Consider the following 21,274-nt stretch of genomic DNA (forward strand, 5'->3'; position numbering starts at 1 on the left):
CGCGGCTCGGACTACGTCCTCGTATTCGCGCCCGGCGGGCAGTTCCGGGTACCGCGCGGTCAGGACCTCGTTCAAGTCCGCCGCCCGGGCCAGGGAGGGAGTTGAACAACCGCGGTGTGGCCAGCGCCTCACGTCCGAGTGCAGCAGCCTCTGGACCTGACGCCAGTGAGCCGAGTGAACTCCATGGTCTCCGCGGCGGCATCACGAAGTAACCGGTACGCCACCTCCGGTGTGACGGCAGCGACACCGAGCTTCAGAACGTCTCGGCGTTTCGTCGGCTCGACCTCCTCGACGACTGATCGTGCAGGGGTATCGGCAATGTCCAGTCTCACTTTCTGGACCGAACAGTTCCCCCTCGGACATCCTGAACGCGGCGGCGTACAGCAGCCGATAGCGGGGGCCGACGGCGTGCTTGCCGGCCTCGTGTCCGCGGCTGACCTGGTCGATGCTCACGAGTGCAGGCAGGGTGGCAGCGACACGCGGCGGGGCGACCTCACGGAAGAGCGCGGCGAGGTCGGCGACGACCAGACCACGCTTTTTGCGCTCGGCTCGTAAGCGCGCTCCGATATGAACGCTTTCGGCGGACATGGCGCGCTGCACCCGGGGCCGCGGTGCTACGTGAGACGTTCCAGAACGCGCGAGTCATGGAAGGCGCGGCCTGTTCCCCGGGTTTGGCCGGGGGGTGCACAATCCGAGCAACGCCAACCGGGACGTCAAAGTTGAGATCACCCGGGTCGACGCTAAGACGTTCGGCGGGGTGACCACCCACACCTCTCGACGGACGGGCGCCACCCGGTTGGACGAGTGCCGGGCTGAGCGCCCGCGCGATCGCCGATCATCTGTCACGCCGAGCCGAGTATGGCCCAGAACGTCTACGTGAGGCGCAACGTGGCGTCCGCCGGGGGCCGACGTCCTGAGCAAGAGCGCATCGACGCGCGGTTCGAAGCACGTAGAGAAACTTGCGCACAACCGCACCGGGGTACTGAGAGCCTCATGTAGGGCCCATCGCCTGCGACGGATCAGGCGTCGGGCCCGCTGCTCGGACCGGCAAGCACCATCGTCTCCATATGCTTGTGGCGGCCGCCGCGACGCAGCCTGCCCGATCCTCGGCAGGTATCTGGTCTGGATCTGAGGAGAGGGCGCGTACGTCTGAAGTAACGTGAGCTTCTCCCCCAGCCCCATTGCCCCGAGAGCCCAGATCACGTTGCCGTCCCAGGAGGAACTCGACACCCTGCCGGTCGACCGGCGCCTGGAGTTGTTGGACCTGCAAAGACAGGAGGCCGACCGGCAGGACCAGCGGCGCAACCGCAGGTTCAACACCTGGATCCTCGCCTTGGGTGTCCTGGCCACCGTGGGCACGCTGCTCGTGACCGCGCTGACGCTCCGCAGCGGCCAGGAACAGTTTGCCCTGGCCCGTGAAGGTCAGGTCACCGAACGTTACGCCAAGGCCGTCGAACATCTCGGCTCCGAGCAACGCGGAGTACGCGCCGCCGCCGTCTACGCACTGGAGCGCATCGCCGATGACTCACCCCGTGACGCCCTCACCATCCGGAAGGTACTGGCCGCCTTCGTCCGCGAACACGCCTCCGCTGTGGTCGTCGGAGACAAGACTCTGCGGGAGCCTGGCACCGACATCCACGCCGCGCTGACAGTCCTCGGCAGAGGACGACCCCACTCCGGCACCCTGCCCAACCTCGACCTGCGCGAGATCCGGCTTCGCATCGACCTCAACGGTGACGACCTGGACCTGCGGAAGGCAAACCTGCTCGGAGCGGACCTTCGCGAATCCGACCTGAGTGGTACCAATCTCTCCGGAGCACGCATGGGTGACGCCGATCTCCGCAAGACGATCATGGCCTTTGTCAACCTCAGCGGCGCGAGCTTTTACGACACGGATCTGCGCGGTGCTGCGCTGTACGGGGCAGACCTGCGCGGCGCGAAGTTGGCGCTCCCCGCCAGGTTCAACTTGAAAGAACCGGACTCCGCAGCCGATCTTCGAGGCACCGACCTGACCGGAGCTGACCTGCGCGGAGTGCAAGGCATGTCAGAAGCCGAGATCCGACGGGTGGCGAAGACCGACGAGAACACCAAGTTCGGTCCCATTGCCACACCATAACGCTGGAGGGGACGGGGATACGGAACGGCGAAGCGCTGGCCATTCGGGCCGAGGTCATCGATGGCACAGCCGGGTCGTGGAGGTGTGCACAACCGTCGCGCGCCTGAGCGGTACGGGCACGGTGCTGCATCGCCCCGAGACCGAAGCGGGCTGACGCGTGATTGCACTGCCGACCCATCTGGTCGAGTCGTGCCGTCGCCGCATCGCGCTAACGTGGCCGCTGACCGACACGAAGATCAAGATCATCACGGCCGGCGGCGAGGAGGCCCTGAGCCCCGCCGAAGAGGTGGGCCTGCTGTTTCCCGGCCGGTTCGGCAGGCAGGCAGCAAAGAAGCCGCCGACCAGATATCGGCTGGTCGGCGGCTTCGCGTGCCGTGGACCTAATCACCACCTACTCGAACACATACCCCCAGCTCAGGGACATCCCCGAACGTCTCGGTGCACTTGTAGCGCAGGATGACGCTTGAGAGGAGAGGCAGACATCAGCACCCGGCCCCCTGCATACGTGCGACAGGCCCCCATTCGATCATCCGTAAGAAGGGAGACCAAGGTCGAACGTCGATCAAACCTATGGTAAGCCGCCCGGTCACTTTGTCCTAGAACATCCCAATTGAGCCCATGTGCCCCTCAACAAGGTTGAGCGCACCAATCGGCCAGCTAGTCCGCATACGGCCTCATCACGCCCGCGAGTCAGCAAACAGGGTAGCCTGGTCGACGTTAAAAGCTAACGAGGGAGTACTAGATGAAAATATTCTTGAGCTGGTCTGGTGAGCGCTCAAAGAAAATGGCTGAGGCATTGAAAATCTGGCTGCCTGATGTGATACAAGCTCTCAATCCATGGGTCTCCACACATGACATAGGCAAAGGTAGCCGTGGGCTAGCTGAGATAGCGACCGAGCTAAAGGGTGCAAGCTTCGGAATTATCTGCGTCACCCCGGAGAACCAGCGAGAAGAGTGGATAAATTTTGAGGCGGGCGCCCTTTCTAAGGAAGTCGACAATGCACTAGTCGTCCCACTGCTTCTCGATCTAAATATTGCCGAACTAAAGGGGCCACTCGCTCAGTTTCAGGCAACCCTAGGTCAGTCACGAGATGATTTTGCTAGACTAATGAAGGACATCAATGACACCCTGGGCGTAAATCAAATATCTCCGGAAAGACTGCAGCGTTCTTTCGAGAAGTCTTGGCAGGAGCTCAATGGGAAATTCGAACGCATAAAGGCTACTAGTCCCGCTCTGAGTCAGGACAAAAAGCGATCTAGCGACGATGTTCTTGCTGAGATTCTCGTCCTCATCAGACAACAGGAACGAAGACTCACAGACATCGAGGGGGCGATTCAGCGCAGCATGAATGTCACTAGCATAGAGACGATGCAGGATCCGCCACGCTCCTCCAGGTTTGAGAGCAATTCTGTTTCTGCCCTCCAATGGGGCCGAGTGAGAAGAAAGCTAGAGGACTTTCTTGATAAACACATCAGCGGCGAGAACCACTCCTACCACTGGGATGACGAAGTCTTGAAAATCTATCTTGATCCAGTACCTGATGAAATCGATCAGCTCCGAACAGCCATAAAGAGCATCGCAAGGCAGTCTGGTATAGACATCAGCGTCTATGAAGGGGAGCCGGATACACACAGACCCATGTTCCAAGTTATTCGATCAAGGTGAGGTATGCACTGCGCGCGATATTTGTAACCAAGCGCGGCATCCGGTTGTACCTGACACATCTCCTTATTGCCTTCGGGTCCTGCTCCGCCTTTACTCAGATAGTTCTAGCACTATGGCCCAAGAGTGCAAATGGCAATCAGTGGATCGCCATCCTTTCGATTCTTCTAATCTCCTCCATTTATGGCCTCATGAGGTCGTGGCCATCCACTGAAGTTTCTCGCCATTTCAGAAGCATGAACGTCAAAATTGCCATTTTAGTCGGAGATCTATTCGAGCAACCAACACACCTTGTGGTCGGATTCACTGACACCTTTGATACCGACATGTCGGACCATATCGTAATCAGCCCATCGAGCGTTCAAGGGCAGTTTCAGAAGCGATACTATTTTCAGAGAACAGCTCAACTGGATGCGGACATTTGCAGAGAGCTCCGAGGTTCAAACTTTGAGAACAGGGAGACGACGGACAGCAAACCACGAGGGAAACTAGAGCGCTACCCTATCGGCACCGTAGTTACACTTGGCGATACGGCAAAGCGGTTCTTCTGTCTCGCTTACGGACGGATGTCAAATATCCTAGTCGTGGAATCGAATGTTACTTACATCTGGAAAAGCTTGGACAGTCTTTGGGAATCTGTGCGTGCGCACACGCAACTACAGCCAATCTCAGTCCCAGTCATCGGGTCTGACCTGGCCCGCATCACGTCTCTAGATTTTGAGAGCCTGCTAAAAATGATCATCCTTTCGTTTGTCGCTCAATCCAGAACGAGCCTTGTGTGCAGGGAGTTGAGGGTCATTGTGCATCCGAAGGACATTGATCGACTCAACATGCTGGAGGTGTCCGCATTCTTGCGAGCACTGTGATACAGAACTCCATCGATCTTCCTAGTTCAATCTACAATTGTATTGCGAGAGCGAGGAAACTTTCGTGGCCAATGACATAGTCGGCGAGCGCGACGACCTAGTAACGCGGAGCATCCGTGAATTCTTCTACGTTGATATTCAAAGGGTCCGCTCATACTATGCGCAGATGAATCGGGGGACGATCGAATCCGTCGTTGCAAGAGCGAGCACCAGCCAACAGGACGGACTCCCTGCGAGGCTCCTGGGCTTGGAGCCGGATACGCTTCACCAGCGAGAGGAGTCTAGGAGTTTTCAAGAGCTGACCTACGTTTTTTTTGAGGAGCTCTTTGAAAGAGAGGGGTTGATTGCCGATATCGCGTCAATGGGCGGGACATCTACGGACGAGTGGCAGGGCGGTCGCATCCATCAAAAATTGCATGAGGGGCAGATAGTCAAGCACACTGGACACCTCCGCGTGCTAGATCCGGCCTTTTTCGCGGGTCGGATTACTAACCTCCTTGATCTGGCAAGTGCAATATTTGGACTGTCTCTGGCCGATCAAGTGGCTCAGCCTGCAGTTCCTCCATCACGAAAGGGCGGGAGCATGAAGGGAGGACAAAGGGCCAGATCACCCCAAGAAGTAAGAACAGAGAAAATCGACGCCCTCGTCAAGGAGAGCATGGAAGGGTTGTCACCGGAAGCCATGAGAGACTTCGCCAAGTTGGCGGACGCCTTTACCAATAAGACGATTTCGCTCCGATGCTTTCCTTGCGGGGCAGACTCTCCCCAGTTTCATTTCGCTGGAGCACTTCTAAGTCGGAGCGACTACATTCAAGATGAGCGTGAAGAATTGTACAGTAGAAACGGCACAGAACTCGATGGTTGGACCATAGTCATGCAAGTGGCTCGTATACCATCGAAAGTGGGAGAGCTAGGGCCTCCGCGCCTAGATTTCGATCTATGGGACGGCCAACGAATAGATCGCGTCGCCACTGAAGAGCTTCTAAACAACTTCAGTCTCTTTATTGAGCAGATAGGCATTGCCGAGGGAGTCACATTCCCCTCGATATCTGTAACACCTCTGGCTATCTATCGAAAGTTCGCCTAAGCGCCAACCAAACTGGTCTGACATTGCGGAAGTCGACAGAATTTTCGTGAAGGCTCCTCGCTTGTACCATCTTGATAAATGGAAACTGTTTAGATGTCAACGATGGTTCGCTCGACGGCTTCGAAACTGGTGGTGTAGGTGGTGAACATACCATCGGAGCCTGTGTCGCGGATGTGCAGGACGGGGGCTTGGGCAGCGGGGACTCCAAGGATGTGGGGGTTGGCTAGGAGTTCGTCGTCTGCGCGATAGATCGAGTTGTAGAGGGTTGTGTCGTGGAGGCGGAGTTCTACGCCGTCGATCTCGCGTATGGGTTGGTAGAGGACCAGGGCGTTGCGGATCTTTGCAGCCATGGCGTCGCCTACGCCTTCGGCTTCGCCACGTTCGGCGATGCGGCGGCTTTCTGGGTTGCCGAGGAGGATGCGGACGGTTACACCTGCGCGGGCCCGGTCGGCGAGGGTGTTAAGGAGTCCGCTGTCTTCTGCAAGGAATAGGCCCGCGTAGGCCAGGATATCGATCTGGACTCGGGCGCCTTCGAAGAGTTGCTGCCAGACGGTTCGGGGGACGGCCCAGCGGTGGGGGTAGGCGGCCACGATCTCGGGTGTGCGGAACTCGGGATGCTCGACACGCATCGGTAGGTCGGGCCATAGGTCGGCTTCGTTCACTCCGAGGATTTGGACGAGCGACGCGCGGTGGCGTGGGTACGGAGTGCGGCCGGCGAGCCAGCGGCGGACGGTCTTGGTATCGACTCCGACCAGGTCGGCTACCTCGGCCTGAGTAAGTCGCGCGTGGGCGATGGCGCGTCGCAACAGGTCGTTCACCGCACCTCCCGAACGTCGGCTACGCGAGACGGTAGCAGAGGACGTCCCTAGACGTCCCTTGGGGCCTGTGGAGACGTCCCGCAGGTCAGACGAGGCTCATGGGGCCCGCAGACACCACGTCCTTGAGGAGACGTCCATGTCCTTCGACCGTCCGCGCCGTCATCACCCCGTGGTGGATCAGCCAACGTCGCTTAGCCCCTCCGAGTCTGCTCTTGCGCGTCTGGCCGTTCATCTCGACGCTCATCGCCTCAAGGTGGAGCTGACACGTGAGGGGTTGCGTGTCTGGAATCCCGATGTGGCGGGATGCTGTGACGACAACCCTGAACCGTCCGACCTGATCACCTGCCGTCCATTCGAGCGCGATGGCGGGCTCCTGTGGTTCTTCACCTCGGCGAACGATCCGATCATCGAAGCGGACCAAATGCACGACGCCGCGCTCCGCATCAAGGGCTTCCTGGCGGGCGAGAGGGTTGGCCTCTTCCGGGGGACTGAGCGATGAAGGCGTGGGGTAGGGGGTGCCACCGTGAGCTGCCAGGAGGGAAGTCGCAGCAGCGCCCTATCACCGAGCCAGCAGGCTTCACCACAGACCACGTCAGTCCTCCGCTCATGAGAAACGAGCGGCACGCCGTAGTGGGACGGCATCGGATGAGTCTGCCGCGTCGTCTTCTCGGCGTCTTCGTGGATCTCGGCTGATGCCGACCCTTGCTGGTCGTGAGGCTCCGGGCACTCGGGGCATCACGACCAGGCCAGGTCGTGCCCCTTGGGGTACGTACCGTCAGATCGCCCAGGTACTTCGTCAGAGGATCGTCAGCGGGACGTATCCGGACGGCTCGGTGATGCCGAGCGAGAAGGAGATGTGCATCGAGTTCGGGGTTGTACGCGGCACCGTCCGGCACGCGCTTGGACTGCTGCGGGATGAGGAACTCGTCGTGCCACGGAAGGGGGTTGGATGGTCCGTCACCTCGGGTGATGGACGTCCCGCCTTCACTCGCTACGAGAGGGTTGCATCACAACTTCGATCTTGGGTCGAGGGCGCCGAGCCAGGCGCGATGCTCCCTGGGGAGTCGGAGATCTGCAGGCAGTACGGCGTGTCCCGAGCTACGACCCGACGAGCCCTGAGGCTTTTGGAGGCTGATGGGCTTGTCGGAGTGGTGCGAGGAATAGGACGTGTTGTGCTTCAGACGTCCTCGGAAGGTCCCTGAGCGTCCGTGAACGTCGGCGAAGGGGCCCGTAGCGTCAGGGACATGAGATCTTCAGCCGCTTGGGCGTGCGAAGTCGCCCGTCAGCACCTTGAACAGCCGCTCCCCCGGCGCTGGTCGCACACTCAGGGCGTCGCCCGACAAGCGCGATCCATCGCCTCGACGCTCGGGGACGCCGCTGACTTCGTGGAAGCGGCAGCCTGGCTGCACGACGTCGGGTACGCGCCCGATCTCGTTCTTACCGACTTCCATCCTCTGGACGGGGCGCGGTACCTGCGGGACGTCCACCACGCCGACGAGCACTTGTGCCGCCTGGTCGCACATCACTCGTGCGCCTTGATCGAAGCACGGGAACGCGGGCTGGACGAGGCGCTCGTTAGAGAGTTCGGCAGCGAGCCACCTGCTTTCATCGAGGCGCTGATCTACTGCGATATGACCACTAGTCCGGACGGGGACATCATGTCTGTCGAGCGGCGCATAGACGAGATCACGGCTCGCTATGGGTCCGGCCATCTGGTCACGCGTGCGATCACCTCGGCCGCCCCCACATTGGTCGGCGCGGTTCGGCAGATCGAGAAGGAGCTGCATACCGTCAGTTGATGACCGGTGTGTTCTTCCCGCTCAGGTAGTCGGCGAGGCGCAGGCGCATTGAGCGGTCCATCTTGCGGTCGGCGACGTCTGGCCTGCGCACCCAGCGGACATCGCGCGACTCGTCGCTCGCTTGCGGGCTTCCGGCAACGTAGCGACCCGTCAGCAGGATGGAGAACTCCTGCCGGACCTCGTCATTGGACGTGTAGTGGATCAGGTGCTTGGGGTCACTGTAGATGCCGACCAGGCCCGTCACCTCGCACTCGATGCCGGTTTCTTCCCTGGTCTCGCGGACGGCCGCCTGCGCCACGGATTCACCAAGGTCGATCGCGCCACCGGGGACGGCCCAGTTGTCGTTATCGGTGCGGCGGATCATCAGTATCGAGCCGGCCTCGTTCTCCACGACCATGTTGACGGACGGGACGAGGCTGTTCGGCGCCGGTGCGTCGGGGTCGTCGTAGTAGTCGATCCTGCGGGCCACCTATGCCCCCGTCTCAATCGGTGTGGCCCCGTCCCAGACTCGTTCGAAGCTGTCCACATAGGTGTTCACGAGGTCCCCACCTGGGATCCTGCGAAGGTGCCAGACGGGCGCGTGCGGCGCCGTGACGCCGTAGACGTGCGTGTTCACGAATAGTTGGTCATCGGCGCGGTAGATCGAGTTGTAGAGCACCGTGCGATGGAAGCGGAATTCGATCCCATCTCGGCCCACCAGCGGCTTGTAGAGAACGAGCGCGTTGCGAATCTTCGCGGCCATGGCATCGTCCACGCCCTCCTCCATGCCGCGCTCGGCTACCTGCGCACTGTCGGGATCGCCGAGAAGGATACGCACTCGGACACCTGCATCCGCCTTCTCTGCGAACGTGCGCAGGACTCCGTTGTCCTCTGACAGGAACAGTCCCGCGTAGACGAGGACGCCGATCTCCTCTTGCGCTGTGGCGAAGAGATGTCCCCATGCGTCCCGCGGCACGGACCAACGGTGCGGATAGATCGTAATGAGTTCGCTTGTGGACGCCGACGCCGTTTGCTCGGACGTCAGCGCGTCCGGCCACAGGTAGAGCTCGTCCACGCCGAGACGCGAAGCCACAGCGTAACGATGCCTTCGGTACGGCGTGCGGCCTTGGGTGATCCAGCGTTCGACGGTCTTCTGATCGACGCCGATGCCTTCGGCGAGCGTCGCGACAGACAGGCCCCGTTCGAGGAGAGCCGCGCGCAATCGTTCGTTCGCCATCCACCCGACCACATCAGCAGGACGTCCTGGGACGCGGTCAACCCTACGAGGACGTCATGAACACGTCCAGTCAGGTAGTGATCTCGTCCTGCTGGTCAGGCGCACTCTCGATCTCGTCAGCGAACGCCGCCCGCATCGGGCTTCGCAAACGAGGTGATCGATCATGATCCTTGTCCTGGCCGCTATCGTCGCCGTGTTCCTGGCCGGCTCCGCATGCGGTGTCTTCGCGCTGCTCGTCCTCGGCATTCACGCCGAGGAGCGCCGCGCTCTCCGTCAGGGTGGCCGCTCGCGAACCGCGTCGGTCTCCTGCCAAGTCCTGAAGACGCGCAGCGGGGCCGGTGTCCCCGCGGGCCGCGTCGAGGCGGGGCGGTGAGTGTGCGCCTGCCTCGAACGATCACTGCCTCCGCCTGCCCCTGCGGCGCCCGGGTCGAGCCGGGCAACCGGCGCTGCCGCAAGTGCCGTGCCCGTACTCGTTGGCGGCGCCGCAGAGGTTCCCACATGTCGGACCCGACGGAGCTCGGATGATCGTCTCGGTTCCCCTGGTCGCCGTTTTCGGCGCGGTCGTCTGGCTCGCGTGGCGCTACATGGGCCTTCGTACCTGGCACATCATGGTGTGCCTGCTGTTCGGGTTCCTCCTCGCAGCGACGGACGCGGCTCCCCAGATCCGAGGCCATGACAGAGGTCCGCACCCTGATCTCCGAACTCTCCACGCGCGAAGGGACGTCCTGATGCCCCCGCAGACTCAGCGCAAGCGCGCCGTCCTCTACCTGCGCGTCTCCACACGCGGCCAAGTGGACACCGACTATGACCCGGAAGGCATCTCGCTTCCGGCTCAACGCGAGGCGGGGAAGCGTCGCGCGGCCGAACTCGGTGCCGACATCGTGGACGAGTACGTGGAACCGGGCAGAAGCGCCACGACCGTGGAGGGACGTCCCCGCTTCCAAGAGATGATGGCCAGGATCAAGGCCGAACGAGACATCGACTATGTCATCGTCTACGCCCGGTCGCGGATGCACCGCAACGGCATCGACGCGGCTATCACCAAGCGGGACCTCAAGGCAGCGGGCGCCGTCCTCGTCTCGATCATGGACTACACGGAAGACAACGCGGTGGGCAACCTCGTCGCCTCCGTCATCGATGCAGTGAACGAGTACCAGTCGCAGGCGTCCGGCGCCGACATCAGCTACAAGATGGCCCAGAAGGTCACGCACGGTGGCTCGGTGGGACGGGCGTCCGTCGGATATCTGAACGTCCGCGAGAAGATCGACGGACGCGAAGTCCGTACGGTCGTCATAGATCCCGTACGCGGGCCCCTCGTCCGCATGGCCTTCGAGCTGTACGCCACCGGCACGTACGGATTTCACGACCTCATCGACACGCTCACAGATGCCGGCCTGCGGATGAGGCCCGAGAAGCGGAACCCTGCCGGTGCCCCGATCTCCATCGCCAAGCTCGGCGTAATGCTCCGCTGCCGCTACTACCTCGGATATGTGCTCCATAAGGGGGACGAGTTCCGCGGAAGGCATGAGCCGCTCATCAGCCAAGAGCTGTTCGACCGCGTCCAAGAGGTTCTCAACAGCCAGCGAGGCGGCGGGACGCGTGCGCGCGTCCATCACCACTACCTCAACGGCACGGTCTGGTGTCATCGCTGCCAGCGCCGACTCATGATCATGCGCGGCAAGAACAAGCGCGGTGACCTGTACTTTTACTTCATATGCCGAGGACGCCAGAACCGGACGTGCGACCTCCCATACCTCCCGATCGCGAAGGTCGAAGAGGCCGTAGAGCGCTCATACGCGAAAGTCGCGCTACCGGCTGACCTGCGCGAGCGCATCGCCACTGCCATCGACCGCGCCATCGACGACGAGGCCGAGAGCAACGACGAACGGCGGGACCTCATCGCGAAGCAACTCGCCAAGCTCGATCACCAAGAGGACCAGTTCCTTGACCTCGTCGGTGACCCTGACTGGCCAAAGGACAAGCTCAGCGAACGCTTGCGGAAGGTTCGGGACGAGCGCGCCCGCCTGGAAGGCCAGCTTGAGCGGTTGGAGCGGCCCGACCTTGACCAAGGACGCGAAGCGATCCGCCTCGTCCTCGATCTCCTCACTCACCCTGATGAGCTGTACCGGCGGGCGGGCAAACGCGCCCGACGCGTCCTCAACCAAGCACTGTTCACCAGGCTCTACGTGGACGCGGACGAGGCAGACCCGCGGGTGGAAGGGCATGAGCCGACGACGCCGTTCGCGCCCTTCCTAGGGACGTACGGCCCCGGGAACAACAACAGCCCCGGCGTCCGGGTGGACGGCAGGGCCGCTGGTGGCGTTTCCCGGTTCCGGCCGGTCAGCCGGTGTTCGAGTAGCGCCGATTGGGTGGAGGTGGCGGGAATCGAACCCGCGTCCTTCGGTAATGAGTCAGGGCTTCTCCGGGTGCAGCCTGCTTGGCGTTTTCTCAGCCCCGGCACTCATGCAGGCAAGTTGCCGACGGGCTCAGCCGCTGTTTGTTTTTCCTACAGGCCCCGCGACCGGGCTTGCAGGTGGAGTCTCCTTACGATGCCAGACCCCGGGTCGGAGACGCTCCCGGGCTGACAGAGTTCGCTACTCGCCTCAGGCGGCGAGAGCGAACTCGGACTGCTTCTTGTTGGCAGTTGTGGTTTGCTGTCACAGGATTTACGAGGTCACGACAGCAACCCTCGACCCGCTTCCCCTGGCTCGATCGACCGAAGTCGAAGCCGGTCACCCCCATGTTGAGTTGTCAAAGCGATCGTCCGAGGACGTCCGCACCATGACGTTACAAGGTTAACGCGTCGGCGGGCAACGTAATTCCCTGCGGACACACGTGAACCCCGGTGGCCGCGCGGTTGGGCGCGCCCACCGGGGTCGACCGGCAGGGTCGGGCCGGTCCGGACGGCAGAGCCTCCCCCGAGACGAGGCTCTGGTCTCATCACGGCGACTGGGGCCCGCAACCCCCCAAGCGGAGTCCCAGTCACCTAGGAAGACGCAAGGGGCGGTGTAGGGAGTTGCCCGCCTGGGGGTAAAGGGTTGTCAAAAGCCGCTCAGGGCGTACCCCTGGTGCCGGACGGGACGCCGCGGAGGAACGTGGCGGCGACCCTGGCCGCGGAGACGTGGCCTTCCAGGGCCACGGCGAAGGCGAGGTCGCCGCGGGAGCCCACGAACCAGGAGATCTCTCTGGTCTGGCCGCCCTCGTTGACGGCGGGCAGCGCGGCGACGCCGACGACGTCGCCTGAGACGCGGGCGGGGGTGGCGAGGCCCGTCCTGATGGAACGTGAGAGGACCTTCTTGAGGCTGGAGATCGATTCGGGCTGGAGGTTGGTCGGCGGGACCTGGCCGGCCTTGGAGAGGTCCTTGAGGACGTACGGGGCCTTCCAGGTGCCGTTCTGGGCGGCCGCGGCGACCAGGGCCATGGCGAGGGGGCTCACCTGGACCTTGCCCTCACCGACCATGGTGGCGGCCTTCTCGCCGTCGTTGGCGGGGGCCGGGACCGAGCCGGTGAAGGCGGGGACGGACAGGCCCCAGTCCTTGCCGAGGCCGAGCCGGGACGCCTCCGCCATCAGCGTCTGCGCGCTGAGCTTACCGCCGAGCTGGGCGAGGGTGGTCTTGCACGAGTACGCGTAGTGGCTCGCGAAGCCCCCGGCGGGGCGTGCCTTGTTGGTGAAGGTCAGGCCGCCGACCGTGACGGTGCCGGGGCAGGTCGTCTCGGTGGACTGGTTCATCCCGGCCTGGGAGAACAGTGCCTCGGCCGACACGATGCCGAAGGTCATGCCGGGTGGGTAGCGGCCCTCGAACGCGAGGTTCTTGCCGCTCGTCAGGTGGTTGGACACGGCGAGGACCTCGCCGGTGCTCGGGCGGACGGCGACCATCGAGCCGGTGACGGGCAGGCCGGCGAGGGCGTTGTCGGCCCTGCGCTGCATGGTGGGTTCCAGCGTGGTGCGGACGTCCTGCGGCGGCTGGCCGGGCCACGACCGCAGTTCCTCGGTGTTCTTGCCGGTCGAGTCCTGTGCGACGACCCGCACGGTGGGGGTGCCGGCCAGGCGGCGCTGCTGGAGGAGCTGGACGCCGCTGACGCCGATCGTGTCGCCGGGCTGATAGGGGGCGCCGACCTGCTGGAGCGTGTCGGCGGTGGCCGGGCCGAGGCTGCCGATCAGCTCCGGCGCGTACATGGGGTCGATCGGGACCTTGACAGGCTCGAAGTGCAGTCCGTCGATCTGCCTGAGCCGCTGGATCAGCGAGTTGTGGTCGGGGACCTGGAGGGTCAGCAGCGGCAGGAACTGCTGCGGCGGGGCGGAGCGGACGCGGCCGAGCAGCCGCTCGGAGTCCAGCCGCCGGCCGCCGTCGATCCGGGTCTGCCGGGCGAGGCCGTCCAGGGTGCGCTGCTGGTTCGCGAGCCGCCCGGGGTACACGCCGACGTTGTAGGCCCAGACCTCGCGAAGGAGGGAACGGCCCTGGTTGTCGCGGATGGGGGCGCGTTTCGGGACCTCGGTCAGCACCGCGAGCCGCTGCCCCGGCTTCAGCTTCGGGTTGATGATGGACGGATCCCAGACGACCTTCCACTTGCCGCCCTGGCGGCGCAGGTGCAGCAGCCCCGTGTACGTCCAGGGCTGGCCGTTCTCACCGAGGTCGACCTTCACCGAGAAGCGGGCGTCGGCCTCGTCGCCCTTCTTGTCGATCGCCTTGACGGCGGTGTCCTGGCCGGGCACGCCCAGTGCGAGCCGCAGCGACGCCGCGTCGAGTTGGGCGCGGACCTGGCCGAGGGCGTCGGAGACCTTCTCACGGTCGGCGCCGACCGTCCGTTTCGCCGCCGCCGGATAGTTGCCGACCTCCCAGGCGATGAGGAAGTCGCGGACGGCGGGCATCGCGGACGGTTCCGCCCAGCAGCCCGTCGTGAGGGTGCCGACGAGCGCGCCGCAGGACGCGATCGAGACCACCCGGCGCCGCACGGTGCGCGCGCCCCGCGGGGCGCGTCCATGACCTCGACTGATCATCGACACCCTTCACCGTCTCCTGAACCGGGCGGCCGCCGCCTTCTGCATCTCCCGGTCGGCTTCCCGCTTGGCGATGGCCTGGCGCTTGTCGTAGGACTTCTTACCACGGGCGAGGCCGATCTCTACCTTGGCCTTGCCGTCCTTGAAGTACAGCGCCAGGGGTATGAGCGTCCACCCGGGCTCGGACGACTTGGCGATGATCTTCTGGATCTCGCGCCGGTGCAGCAGCAGCTTGCGGCGCCGCCGGGGCGCGTGGTTCGTCCAGGTCCCCTGCGTGTACTCGGGAATGTGGACGTGCTCCAGCCAGATCTCACCGTCCATCACGTGGGCGTAGCCGTCGGCGAGGGACGCGCGTCCGGCGCGCAGGGCCTTCACCTCGGTGCCCATGAGCACCAGGCCGGCTTCCCAGGTGTCGTCGATGTGGTAGTCGTAGCGGGCACGCTTGTTCTGGGCGATGAGCTTGCGCCCTGTGTCGCGTGGCACGTGATCAGCCTCGGTCCTTGTCCGGCTTCGGTTCCTGCACCGAGCCCCTTCCCCGTCCGTAGGCGATCTTATGAGGACAGGGCGGGTGAGGTGGAACCGCTTTGTCTGACGGCCGGGTTCCGCGGTTGGTTCGGCGCCGCGATCTAGGGGTGCACCGATCAGATCTTCAGGTATCTCCGCAGGGTGAGGAACGATGCGATGGCGCACAGGAGCACGCCGAAGCAGATCGAGACGATGATCACGAAGACGACGTTGCTCCAGCCGAGTTTGCTGACGAGCTGGACGTCCTCGGCGAGCCTGTCGACGAGGAGAAGCTTGCTGAACACCAGCAGGATCGAGGCGAACAGCCCGCCGATCATCCCCGCTATCGCGCCCTCCAGGATGAAGGGCATCTGGATATAGGTGTTGGACGCGCCGACGAGCCGCATGATGCCCGTCTCCCGGCGCCGGTTGAACGCCGACAGCCGGACGGTGTTACCGACCAGCAGCACCGCGGCCACCACCTGGATCAGCGCGATGAGCAGCGCGGCGACCTGGAGGCCGTTGAGGATCCGGAAGAACCTCTTCAAGATCTCCTGCTCGTTGATCACCGTGTCGACGCCCGGTTGGCCGAGCATCGCCTGGGCGACCGCCTTGTACTCCTCGGGATTCTTCAGCTTCACCCGGAACGAGTCGGGGATGTCGCCCTCGCGGGTACTCTCCACAAACCCGGGAGATCCGGCGAAACGGTCCTTGAAGCGCGCGTACGCCTGCTGCTTGGTCTCGTACTGGACGTTGGAGACCTGCGACATCTTCTCCAACTGGCCCTTGAGCGCATCCCGCTGCTCGGGCGTCACGTCCCGCTTCTGGCAGCTCTGATTCGAGCTGGTCTTGGCGCACAGGAAGATCGAGACTTCGATCTTGTCGTACCAATAGCTCTTGGACTCGTCCACCTGGTTACGCAGGAGCAGACCGGTGCCGAAGAGTGCCATGGCGATGGCGACGGTGATGACGAGGGAAATGGTCATCGTCATGTTCCGGCGGAGACCAATCCAGATCTCCTGGAGAACGAACTGTGCGCGCATGCCTCGCTGTCCTTGATCGCCTGTGTTCCGCCGGAACGCGGGCGCCGCCGTGCACGCCCTGTGGGGTGTCTCGTACGTCTGGAGTGTCGTACGCCCCGGCAAGAATCGTTGGTTCAGATGGTCGCGGGGACCTGCCCGGACGTCGCGGCGGGCCCCGGGTGGGTCAGTATGCCTGGCCGTAGACGCCGCGCGACTGGTCGCGGACGACCCGTCCGTCCTCCAGCTCGACGACGCGCTTGCGGAACGCGTCGACGATCGCGGCGTCGTGGGTAGCCATGACGACGGTGGTGCCGGTCCGGTTGATCCGGTCCAGCACCTTCATGATGCCGATGGACGTGGCGGGGTCGATGTTCCCCGTCGGCTCGTCCGCCAGCAGGATCATCGGCCGGTTGACGAACGCCCGCGCGATGGCGACGCGCTGCTGCTCGCCGCCGGACAGTTCGTCCGGCATCCGGTGGGCCTTGCCCTCCAGACCGACCAGGTCGATGACCTCCGGCACGACCTTGCCGATGAAACGCCGCGGCTTTCCGATCACCTCAAGGGCGAACGCGACGTTCTCGAAGACGTTCTTGTTGGGGAGCAGCCGGAAGTCCTGGAAGACGCAGCCGATCCTGCGGCGCAGGTGCGGCACCTTCCAGTTACTCAGCCTGCTCAGGTCCTTGCCCGCCACGTGCACGTGACCCTGGGAAGGACGCTCCTCCTTGAGGACTAGGCGCAGAAAGGTCGACTTACCGGAGCCGGAGGGACCCACCAGGAACAGGAACTCGCCCTTCTCGATGGCGACGTTCACATGCTGCAGGGCGGGCCGGTTCTGGCTCGGGTAGACCTTGGTGACGTTGTCGAAATGGATCACGGCTGCATCACGGCGGTTCAGTCTAGGGGTTGGGGAGCGGCCTGTTCCGTCGCCACGGAACGGGTCCGTGGTCTCCGGCCTGGGCCGCCAGGCTTCGCGGCCGGGTGGACCGTGGAGCCTGCGAGCAGTGTAGAGGGGACAGTCAACCACCTCGTCCCGCTCGGCGCGGGACGCTTGGCCGGGAGCGGCGACACGCCGGGAATGCGCGGTAGCCCGTTCGTTGCCATGCGGTTCACTGCCATGCGACCGTCTCCCGACGTCGGGCCGTTTCGTACCGTCGAGCTCCCGGAGTTGCCGGAACGACCATACAGTCCGGCTACGCTGGATGATGGCGAAAGATACCTAATAGGTCGTCGATCGACGTTCTCACCCGCACGGACCCACGTGCCGTTCACGGAGATTGGGGCCCACGACATGAGCTGCGAACATCTGATCTGCGCCCGGTGCTCGAACCCGGTGGTCGAGGGGCGCTGCGCCACCTGCCGGGAGGCCCGCTCGGAGCTGCACCGCCACGGCCCCTCGATCCCGCCCGCACTCGTCCTCGCCGGGCTCGTCGCCCTGCTGTTCGTCGCGCTCGTCCTGCAGAAGATCTACTGACCCGGCAGGGCCTCCGAAGCCTTCTAGGGCTTGCGAGGCGGCGGGGTCGCGGCCTTGGCGATCGCGCCGTCATCGGCGACCAGAGCCGCTTTGGGCTGGGGCCTGCCCTTCTTGGCGCGCGGCGGATCGAACGCTGCGAAGTGCAGCATCGCCGTCGTGTCGATCTCGTTGCCCTCGACGGTGCCCTCCAGGAGATGCTCCGCCTCCGGCGGGATCTCCGGTTTGGGCGTCGCCGGGTCTTTGGCGGTCAGAGAGGTGTTGCGGAACAGCGAGTACAGCACCAGGCCCCCGCCGCGCTCGGTGCGCAGCGCGAAGTAGGGATAGGGCGTGGCCGTGTAGACCACCTGGAGCGTGAGGTCCTTCTCCTTGGCCTTTTTCTTGGCGCGCTTCGCCTGCTGGTAGTAGCCGGTGGTGACGGGACCGGGCCGCATCACCTTCGCCGCCACGCTGCCGCCGCCCTCGGCCGCGATGGTCGCCTGGATGCCGCCCACGTCCCGGGGGCGGATCAGCACGGAGGTGTCGTCCGTCCCGAGCCCCTCCGCGTACCCCTCCGGATCGATCAGAACCTTCGGTTCCTTGGCCTTCGGCGACAGAAGGGTGGTCATGGTGACACGCCAGCGGTCGGACGGGCCGCGCAACATGAACGCCATGAACGCGGTGCGGTCGCTCTTGGGCTTGCCCTGGACAGAACGGTTCACCGAAGCCACGAACCATTGGGGATAGCCGTCCGGCTTGAGTTTCGGCACATACAGCTTGGGCTTGCCATAGGAAAAACGGCGGACCGGGTCGCCGTCAAAGGCGGCCTTGCGGAATTCGGCGGCGGTGAGCAAGGACTGCCCGTCCGACGTCCAGGTCAGGGCGAGCCGCTCGTCCCCGGCCGCACGCGCCACGTCCTCGTCGATGATGTAGGTGCCGAACGCCTTCTGCGCGACCTGCGAGGTCAGCGGCACTATCGGCGGCGGAGACGTCGTGGGCATGGCGGTGGGCGGCGCCGCCTCCGGCTTGTTCTCCGCGCAGCCCGCAGCCGCGAGCGGCGCGAGCAGCGCGGCGGCCGCGACCGCCCGCGAAATCCTCTGCACAGCCTCGTCCCCCGGCCAGGAAAACATGACGCCGATCGTGACGATCGACCTCCTCGGCCCGTGATTCTGCCATCCACAGGGTATTGGCCGGACGCTCGGGCACTGCCGGGACGGCGATAGGCTCGGGGGCGTGGCAGGCATCGAACCCGAAGAGCAGCTCAAGGAGCTCGGCTCGACACTCACCGGCATCGAGCAGGTGCTGGATCTCGACAGCATGCGGCGCGACATCGCCGAGCTGCGCGAGCAGTCGGCCGACCCGGGCCTCTGGAACGACCAGGAGCGCGCCCAGTCGGTGACGCGCCGCCTGTCGTACCTGGAGAGCGAGCTGAACAAGGTGGAGGGCCTGCGGCAGCGGCACGACGACGTCGCGACGCTGTACGAGATGGCCCAGGAGATGGACGACGCCGACACCCGCGTGGAGGCCGACGAGGAGCTGGCGTCGCTGCGCAAGGCCGTCCAGCAGCTTGAGGTCCGCACCCTCATGTCCGGCGAGTACGACGCGCGCGAGGCACTCGTCACGATCAACGCGCAGGCCGGCGGCGTGGACGCGGCCGACTGGGCCGAGCAGCTCCAGCGGATGTACCTGCGCTGGGCCGAGCGGCACGGCTACCCGACGGAGATCTACGACACCTCCTACGCCGAGGAGGCGGGCATCAAGTCCACCACCTTCACGGTGAAGGCCCCCTACGCGTACGGGACGCTGCGCGGCGAGCACGGCACGCACCGCCTCGTCCGCATCTCCCCCTTCGACAACCAGGGCCGCCGGCAGACGTCGTTCGCCGGTCTCGACGTCGTCCCGGTCGTGGAGCAGTCCGACCACGTCGACATCGACGAGAGCGAACTGCGGGTGGACGTGTACCGCTCGTCCGGACCCGGGGGCCAGGGCGTCAACACCACCGACTCCGCGGTGCGCATCACCCACATCCCGACCGGGATCGTTGTGTCCTGCCAGAACGAGCGCAGCCAGTTGCAGAACAAGGCGACGGCGATGAACGTGCTCCAGGCCAAGCTGCTGGAGCGCAAGCGGCAGGAGGAGGCGGAGAAGATGTCCGCCCTGCGCGGCGAGGGCACCAGCAGCTGGGGCACGCAGATCCGCAACTACGTCCTGCACCCTTACCAGATCGTCAAGGACCTGCGCACCGGCGTCGAGGCGGGCAACCCCTCGTCCGTCCTGGACGGCGACATCGACGAGTTCATCGAGGCCGAGATCCGCTGGATGCGCCAGCAGGAGTCGGCCTGACGGCGTTTATTTCAATCCCGGCCCGGAGGGCTCGCCTGGCGGCTCGCCCCCCGACCGGGCTTGGGGCGAGCGCGTCATCGCTTCGCGATCTTCCCGGTGGGGCTTGCCTTCGGCGTTGCCCCACCGCTCAGGTCTCGCGCTCGCGCGACGGTTGAGGCACTGTGAGATGGCCCCTGGCCCGATGAGGACCCGTGTCCGGGGCCGTGTGACCGGGGCCGTGTGACCGGGGCCGTGTGGCCGGGGCCGTGAGGTCGGGCCCGTCGGATGCCGGTGACGGTCCAGCTGCAGCGGTCAGAAGAGCGGGAACGCCCCGGCACCCGACGGAGTCTCAGGAGCCGTGTAGGGTGACGGCCTTGCGGTACATCCCGCTGACCGTCACCCGGCCCTTGGGCGGGATGGTGGCCAAGTACTGCACCAGGACGGTCGTGTCCATACGGTTCCTGGCGGCCCTGGTCGGGGCGAGCCCGATCAGATCACCGCTCACAGCCAGCGTCCCCCGATTCGGGGCGGAATACGCCTCGTTCTGCTTCAGGACATACCAGACGAGGGCACCACGGTCCCTGGTCCGCAGCGCATAGACCCCGTACGGGGCGACGGAGAACCGCGACGAGAGCGTGATGCCCCGCTTGGACAGCGCCTGCTCCCCATGCCGCAATGCCTCAAATGTCTGATGTGTCCGGGGCCCGTCGGCCAGCACGGACACGCCGGCGGCGCTCGGCCCGTCCGTCAGCAGGCTCGCGTGCACGCCGGGAAGTCTCTCCGGCGTGATGGCGAGCCCCTCGGCGCGAGGGTCCACCGGAGTGGCGTAGCCTTCGGGGTCGAGGGCGACCTTGTTCAGCGCAGGGGCGAGCGGATAGGGGTCGGCGGCCAGCAGCCACGGCTGCCCGGCCTTGGCCTGCGTGAACAGCAGCGCGTGCCGCACCGTCCGCTTGCCCGACCCGGTGGCGGCGTCGGCGGCGAACCAGCGCGGGTAGCCGCTCATGCGTGGGATGTAGTACACGACCTGGCTGAGCCTGAGCGTCGGCGGACGCTGCCGGATGACTCTGCGCAGCCGGAACGCAGCCGTGTCCATGGACAGCTGCGGATCGGCCTCGATTGCCCGCAACGCCAGACGGTCGAGCCGCCGCCCCGCGCGGTTCGCCCCGTCCGTGAACGACGCCAGGACTTGCTGGGCCTGCGCCCTGGTCAGCGCTGGCGGATCCGCTCCCGCGGACGACTTGCTCCCGCAGCCCGCCGCCGCGACGGCGGTGAGCAGGCAGGACACCAGTGACAGAGCGGTGACGGCACGTGCGGGCATCGAGCCCCCCGATGAAGAACGACGGTCCGGTCCAGCGGGAATCATCGCAGAGTGACCGTCCAGTCACAGTATGAATGGGCAAACGTGACCCGGTCGA

General features: G+C 64.6%; 21 protein-coding genes, 1 other RNA gene and 1 pseudogene. 12 read left to right on the forward strand and 11 right to left on the reverse strand.

Annotated features, from left to right (window positions below; all coding sequences use genetic code 11):
* The first annotated feature begins 318 nt into the window (after positions 1-318).
* The 5 genes from AMA02S_RS07395 to AMA02S_RS41495 all read left to right on the forward strand — a co-directional run bounded on the left by AMA02S_RS07395 (position 319) and on the right by AMA02S_RS41495 (position 5,732).
* Positions 319-555: a hypothetical protein gene (locus tag AMA02S_RS07395; protein WP_067453549.1), complete on the forward strand. Its 237-nt coding sequence runs from the start codon at positions 319-321 to the stop codon at positions 553-555.
* A 604-nt stretch (positions 556-1,159) separates the two neighbouring features.
* A complete protein-coding gene (locus tag AMA02S_RS07400; protein ID WP_084264783.1) occupies positions 1,160-2,116 on the forward strand; it encodes a pentapeptide repeat-containing protein in 957 nt (318 codons plus the stop codon).
* Positions 2,117-2,858: 742 nt separating this feature from the next.
* The gene (locus tag AMA02S_RS40005) at positions 2,859-3,782 is read left to right on the forward strand and encodes a TIR domain-containing protein (protein WP_084264785.1); all 924 of its coding nucleotides are present in this window, start codon (positions 2,859-2,861) and stop codon (positions 3,780-3,782) included.
* 233 nt (positions 3,783-4,015) lie between these two features.
* Complete coding sequence (locus AMA02S_RS44910; protein WP_369688377.1) at positions 4,016-4,645, forward strand: macro domain-containing protein; 630 nt, start codon at positions 4,016-4,018, stop codon at positions 4,643-4,645.
* Between the two features lie 64 nt (positions 4,646-4,709).
* Positions 4,710-5,732 (forward strand): DUF6414 family protein, encoded by a 1,023-nt coding sequence (locus tag AMA02S_RS41495; protein ID WP_157430449.1) that lies wholly within the window; start codon positions 4,710-4,712, stop codon positions 5,730-5,732.
* An 89-nt stretch (positions 5,733-5,821) separates the two neighbouring features.
* On the opposite strand, the gene AMA02S_RS07405 is transcribed toward AMA02S_RS41495, so the two are convergent.
* Positions 5,822-6,550, reverse strand: a complete 729-nt coding sequence (locus tag AMA02S_RS07405; RefSeq protein ID WP_067453554.1) for a helix-turn-helix domain-containing protein — start codon at positions 6,548-6,550, stop codon at positions 5,822-5,824.
* A 136-nt stretch (positions 6,551-6,686) separates the two neighbouring features.
* Between AMA02S_RS07405 and AMA02S_RS41500 the strand changes: the two genes are divergently transcribed.
* The 3 genes from AMA02S_RS41500 to AMA02S_RS07415 all read left to right on the forward strand — a co-directional run bounded on the left by AMA02S_RS41500 (position 6,687) and on the right by AMA02S_RS07415 (position 8,349).
* Positions 6,687-7,049, forward strand: a complete 363-nt coding sequence (locus AMA02S_RS41500; RefSeq protein WP_157430450.1) for a hypothetical protein — start codon at positions 6,687-6,689, stop codon at positions 7,047-7,049.
* 193 nt (positions 7,050-7,242) lie between these two features.
* Positions 7,243-7,752: a GntR family transcriptional regulator gene (locus AMA02S_RS40010; protein WP_084264787.1), complete on the forward strand. Its 510-nt coding sequence runs from the start codon at positions 7,243-7,245 to the stop codon at positions 7,750-7,752.
* A gap of 42 nt (positions 7,753-7,794) precedes the next feature.
* Positions 7,795-8,349 (forward strand): HD domain-containing protein, encoded by a 555-nt coding sequence (locus tag AMA02S_RS07415; protein WP_067453560.1) that lies wholly within the window; start codon positions 7,795-7,797, stop codon positions 8,347-8,349.
* On the opposite strand, the gene AMA02S_RS07420 is transcribed toward AMA02S_RS07415, so the two are convergent.
* Both AMA02S_RS07420 and AMA02S_RS07425 read right to left on the reverse strand, forming a co-directional pair.
* Positions 8,342-8,818 (reverse strand): NUDIX domain-containing protein, encoded by a 477-nt coding sequence (locus tag AMA02S_RS07420; RefSeq protein WP_067453563.1) that lies wholly within the window; start codon positions 8,816-8,818, stop codon positions 8,342-8,344. The genes AMA02S_RS07415 and AMA02S_RS07420 overlap by 8 nt on opposite strands.
* Positions 8,819-9,565 carry a helix-turn-helix domain-containing protein gene (locus AMA02S_RS07425; protein ID WP_067454027.1) on the reverse strand — a complete coding sequence of 249 codons (747 nt, stop codon included), beginning with the start codon at positions 9,563-9,565 and terminating at the stop codon, positions 8,819-8,821.
* Positions 9,566-9,728: 163 nt separating this feature from the next.
* Here AMA02S_RS07425 and AMA02S_RS07430 point away from each other — a divergent pair, with 163 nt between their 5' ends.
* Both AMA02S_RS07430 and AMA02S_RS44915 read left to right on the forward strand, forming a co-directional pair.
* Positions 9,729-9,938 (forward strand): hypothetical protein, encoded by a 210-nt coding sequence (locus AMA02S_RS07430; protein WP_067453566.1) that lies wholly within the window; start codon positions 9,729-9,731, stop codon positions 9,936-9,938.
* A gap of 355 nt (positions 9,939-10,293) precedes the next feature.
* Positions 10,294-11,343, forward strand: a pseudogene (locus tag AMA02S_RS44915) (recombinase family protein); the annotation flags it as partial.
* A gap of 30 nt (positions 11,344-11,373) precedes the next feature.
* Here the strand turns inward: AMA02S_RS44915 and AMA02S_RS07435 are convergent.
* The 6 genes from AMA02S_RS07435 to ftsE all read right to left on the reverse strand — a co-directional run bounded on the left by AMA02S_RS07435 (position 11,374) and on the right by ftsE (position 16,964).
* On the reverse strand, positions 11,374-11,676 hold the full coding sequence (locus AMA02S_RS07435; protein WP_157430451.1) for a hypothetical protein: 303 nt from the start codon (positions 11,674-11,676) through the stop codon (positions 11,374-11,376).
* Positions 11,677-11,932: 256 nt separating this feature from the next.
* Positions 11,933-12,305, reverse strand: a transfer-messenger RNA (tmRNA) gene (gene ssrA, locus AMA02S_RS07440).
* 312 nt (positions 12,306-12,617) lie between these two features.
* Entirely contained in the window at positions 12,618-14,564 is a 1,947-nt protein-coding gene (locus AMA02S_RS07445; RefSeq protein WP_067454030.1) for a penicillin-binding transpeptidase domain-containing protein, read from the reverse strand.
* A gap of 9 nt (positions 14,565-14,573) precedes the next feature.
* Entirely contained in the window at positions 14,574-15,047 is a 474-nt protein-coding gene (gene smpB, locus AMA02S_RS07450; protein ID WP_067453572.1) for an SsrA-binding protein SmpB, read from the reverse strand.
* 158 nt (positions 15,048-15,205) lie between these two features.
* Positions 15,206-16,111, reverse strand: coding sequence for a permease-like cell division protein FtsX (ftsX, locus tag AMA02S_RS07455; protein WP_067453575.1), 906 nt, complete (start codon positions 16,109-16,111; stop codon positions 15,206-15,208).
* Between the two features lie 163 nt (positions 16,112-16,274).
* Positions 16,275-16,964, reverse strand: coding sequence for a cell division ATP-binding protein FtsE (ftsE, locus tag AMA02S_RS07460; RefSeq protein ID WP_067453578.1), 690 nt, complete (start codon positions 16,962-16,964; stop codon positions 16,275-16,277).
* Positions 16,965-17,378: 414 nt separating this feature from the next.
* Between ftsE and AMA02S_RS07465 the strand changes: the two genes are divergently transcribed.
* Positions 17,379-17,561, forward strand: coding sequence for a hypothetical protein (locus tag AMA02S_RS07465; protein ID WP_067454033.1), 183 nt, complete (start codon positions 17,379-17,381; stop codon positions 17,559-17,561).
* Between the two features lie 23 nt (positions 17,562-17,584).
* On the opposite strand, the gene AMA02S_RS07470 is transcribed toward AMA02S_RS07465, so the two are convergent.
* Positions 17,585-18,640: a DUF8094 domain-containing protein gene (locus AMA02S_RS07470; RefSeq protein ID WP_067454036.1), complete on the reverse strand. Its 1,056-nt coding sequence runs from the start codon at positions 18,638-18,640 to the stop codon at positions 17,585-17,587.
* Positions 18,641-18,770: 130 nt separating this feature from the next.
* Between AMA02S_RS07470 and prfB the strand changes: the two genes are divergently transcribed.
* Complete coding sequence (gene prfB / locus AMA02S_RS07475) at positions 18,771-19,880, forward strand: peptide chain release factor 2 (protein WP_067453581.1); 1,110 nt, start codon at positions 18,771-18,773, stop codon at positions 19,878-19,880.
* Between the two features lie 328 nt (positions 19,881-20,208).
* Here the strand turns inward: prfB and AMA02S_RS07480 are convergent, their stop codons facing one another.
* On the reverse strand, positions 20,209-21,177 hold the full coding sequence (locus AMA02S_RS07480) for a DUF8094 domain-containing protein (protein ID WP_067453584.1): 969 nt from the start codon (positions 21,175-21,177) through the stop codon (positions 20,209-20,211).
* Positions 21,178-21,274 lie beyond the last annotated feature (97 nt).

The organism is Actinomadura macra NBRC 14102, from assembly GCF_001552215.1.
In the GTDB taxonomy this organism is placed as follows: Bacteria; Actinomycetota; Actinomycetes; order Streptosporangiales; family Streptosporangiaceae; genus Spirillospora; species Spirillospora macra.

Bases quoted from the DNA above. Each gene is read 5' to 3' on its own strand.
- AMA02S_RS07395 (WP_067453549.1), top strand. From the start codon at position 319: ATGTCCAGTCTCACTTTCTGGACCGAACAGTTCCCCCTCGGACATCCT.
- AMA02S_RS40005 (WP_084264785.1), top strand. From the start codon at position 2,859: ATGAAAATATTCTTGAGCTGGTCTGGTGAGCGCTCAAAGAAAATGGCT.
- AMA02S_RS44910 (WP_369688377.1), top strand. From the start codon at position 4,016: ATGAACGTCAAAATTGCCATTTTAGTCGGAGATCTATTCGAGCAACCA.
- AMA02S_RS41500 (WP_157430450.1), top strand. From the start codon at position 6,687: ATGTCCTTCGACCGTCCGCGCCGTCATCACCCCGTGGTGGATCAGCCA.
- AMA02S_RS40010 (WP_084264787.1), top strand. From the start codon at position 7,243: ATGCCGACCCTTGCTGGTCGTGAGGCTCCGGGCACTCGGGGCATCACG.
- AMA02S_RS07415 (WP_067453560.1), top strand. From the start codon at position 7,795: ATGAGATCTTCAGCCGCTTGGGCGTGCGAAGTCGCCCGTCAGCACCTT.
- AMA02S_RS07425 (WP_067454027.1), bottom strand. From the start codon at position 9,565: ATGGCGAACGAACGATTGCGCGCGGCTCTCCTCGAACGGGGCCTGTCT.
- AMA02S_RS07430 (WP_067453566.1), top strand. From the start codon at position 9,729: ATGATCCTTGTCCTGGCCGCTATCGTCGCCGTGTTCCTGGCCGGCTCC.
- AMA02S_RS07445 (WP_067454030.1), bottom strand. From the start codon at position 14,564: ATGATCAGTCGAGGTCATGGACGCGCCCCGCGGGGCGCGCGCACCGTG.
- ftsX (WP_067453575.1), bottom strand. From the start codon at position 16,111: ATGCGCGCACAGTTCGTTCTCCAGGAGATCTGGATTGGTCTCCGCCGG.
- AMA02S_RS07465 (WP_067454033.1), top strand. From the start codon at position 17,379: ATGAGCTGCGAACATCTGATCTGCGCCCGGTGCTCGAACCCGGTGGTC.
- AMA02S_RS07480 (WP_067453584.1), bottom strand. From the start codon at position 21,177: ATGCCCGCACGTGCCGTCACCGCTCTGTCACTGGTGTCCTGCCTGCTC.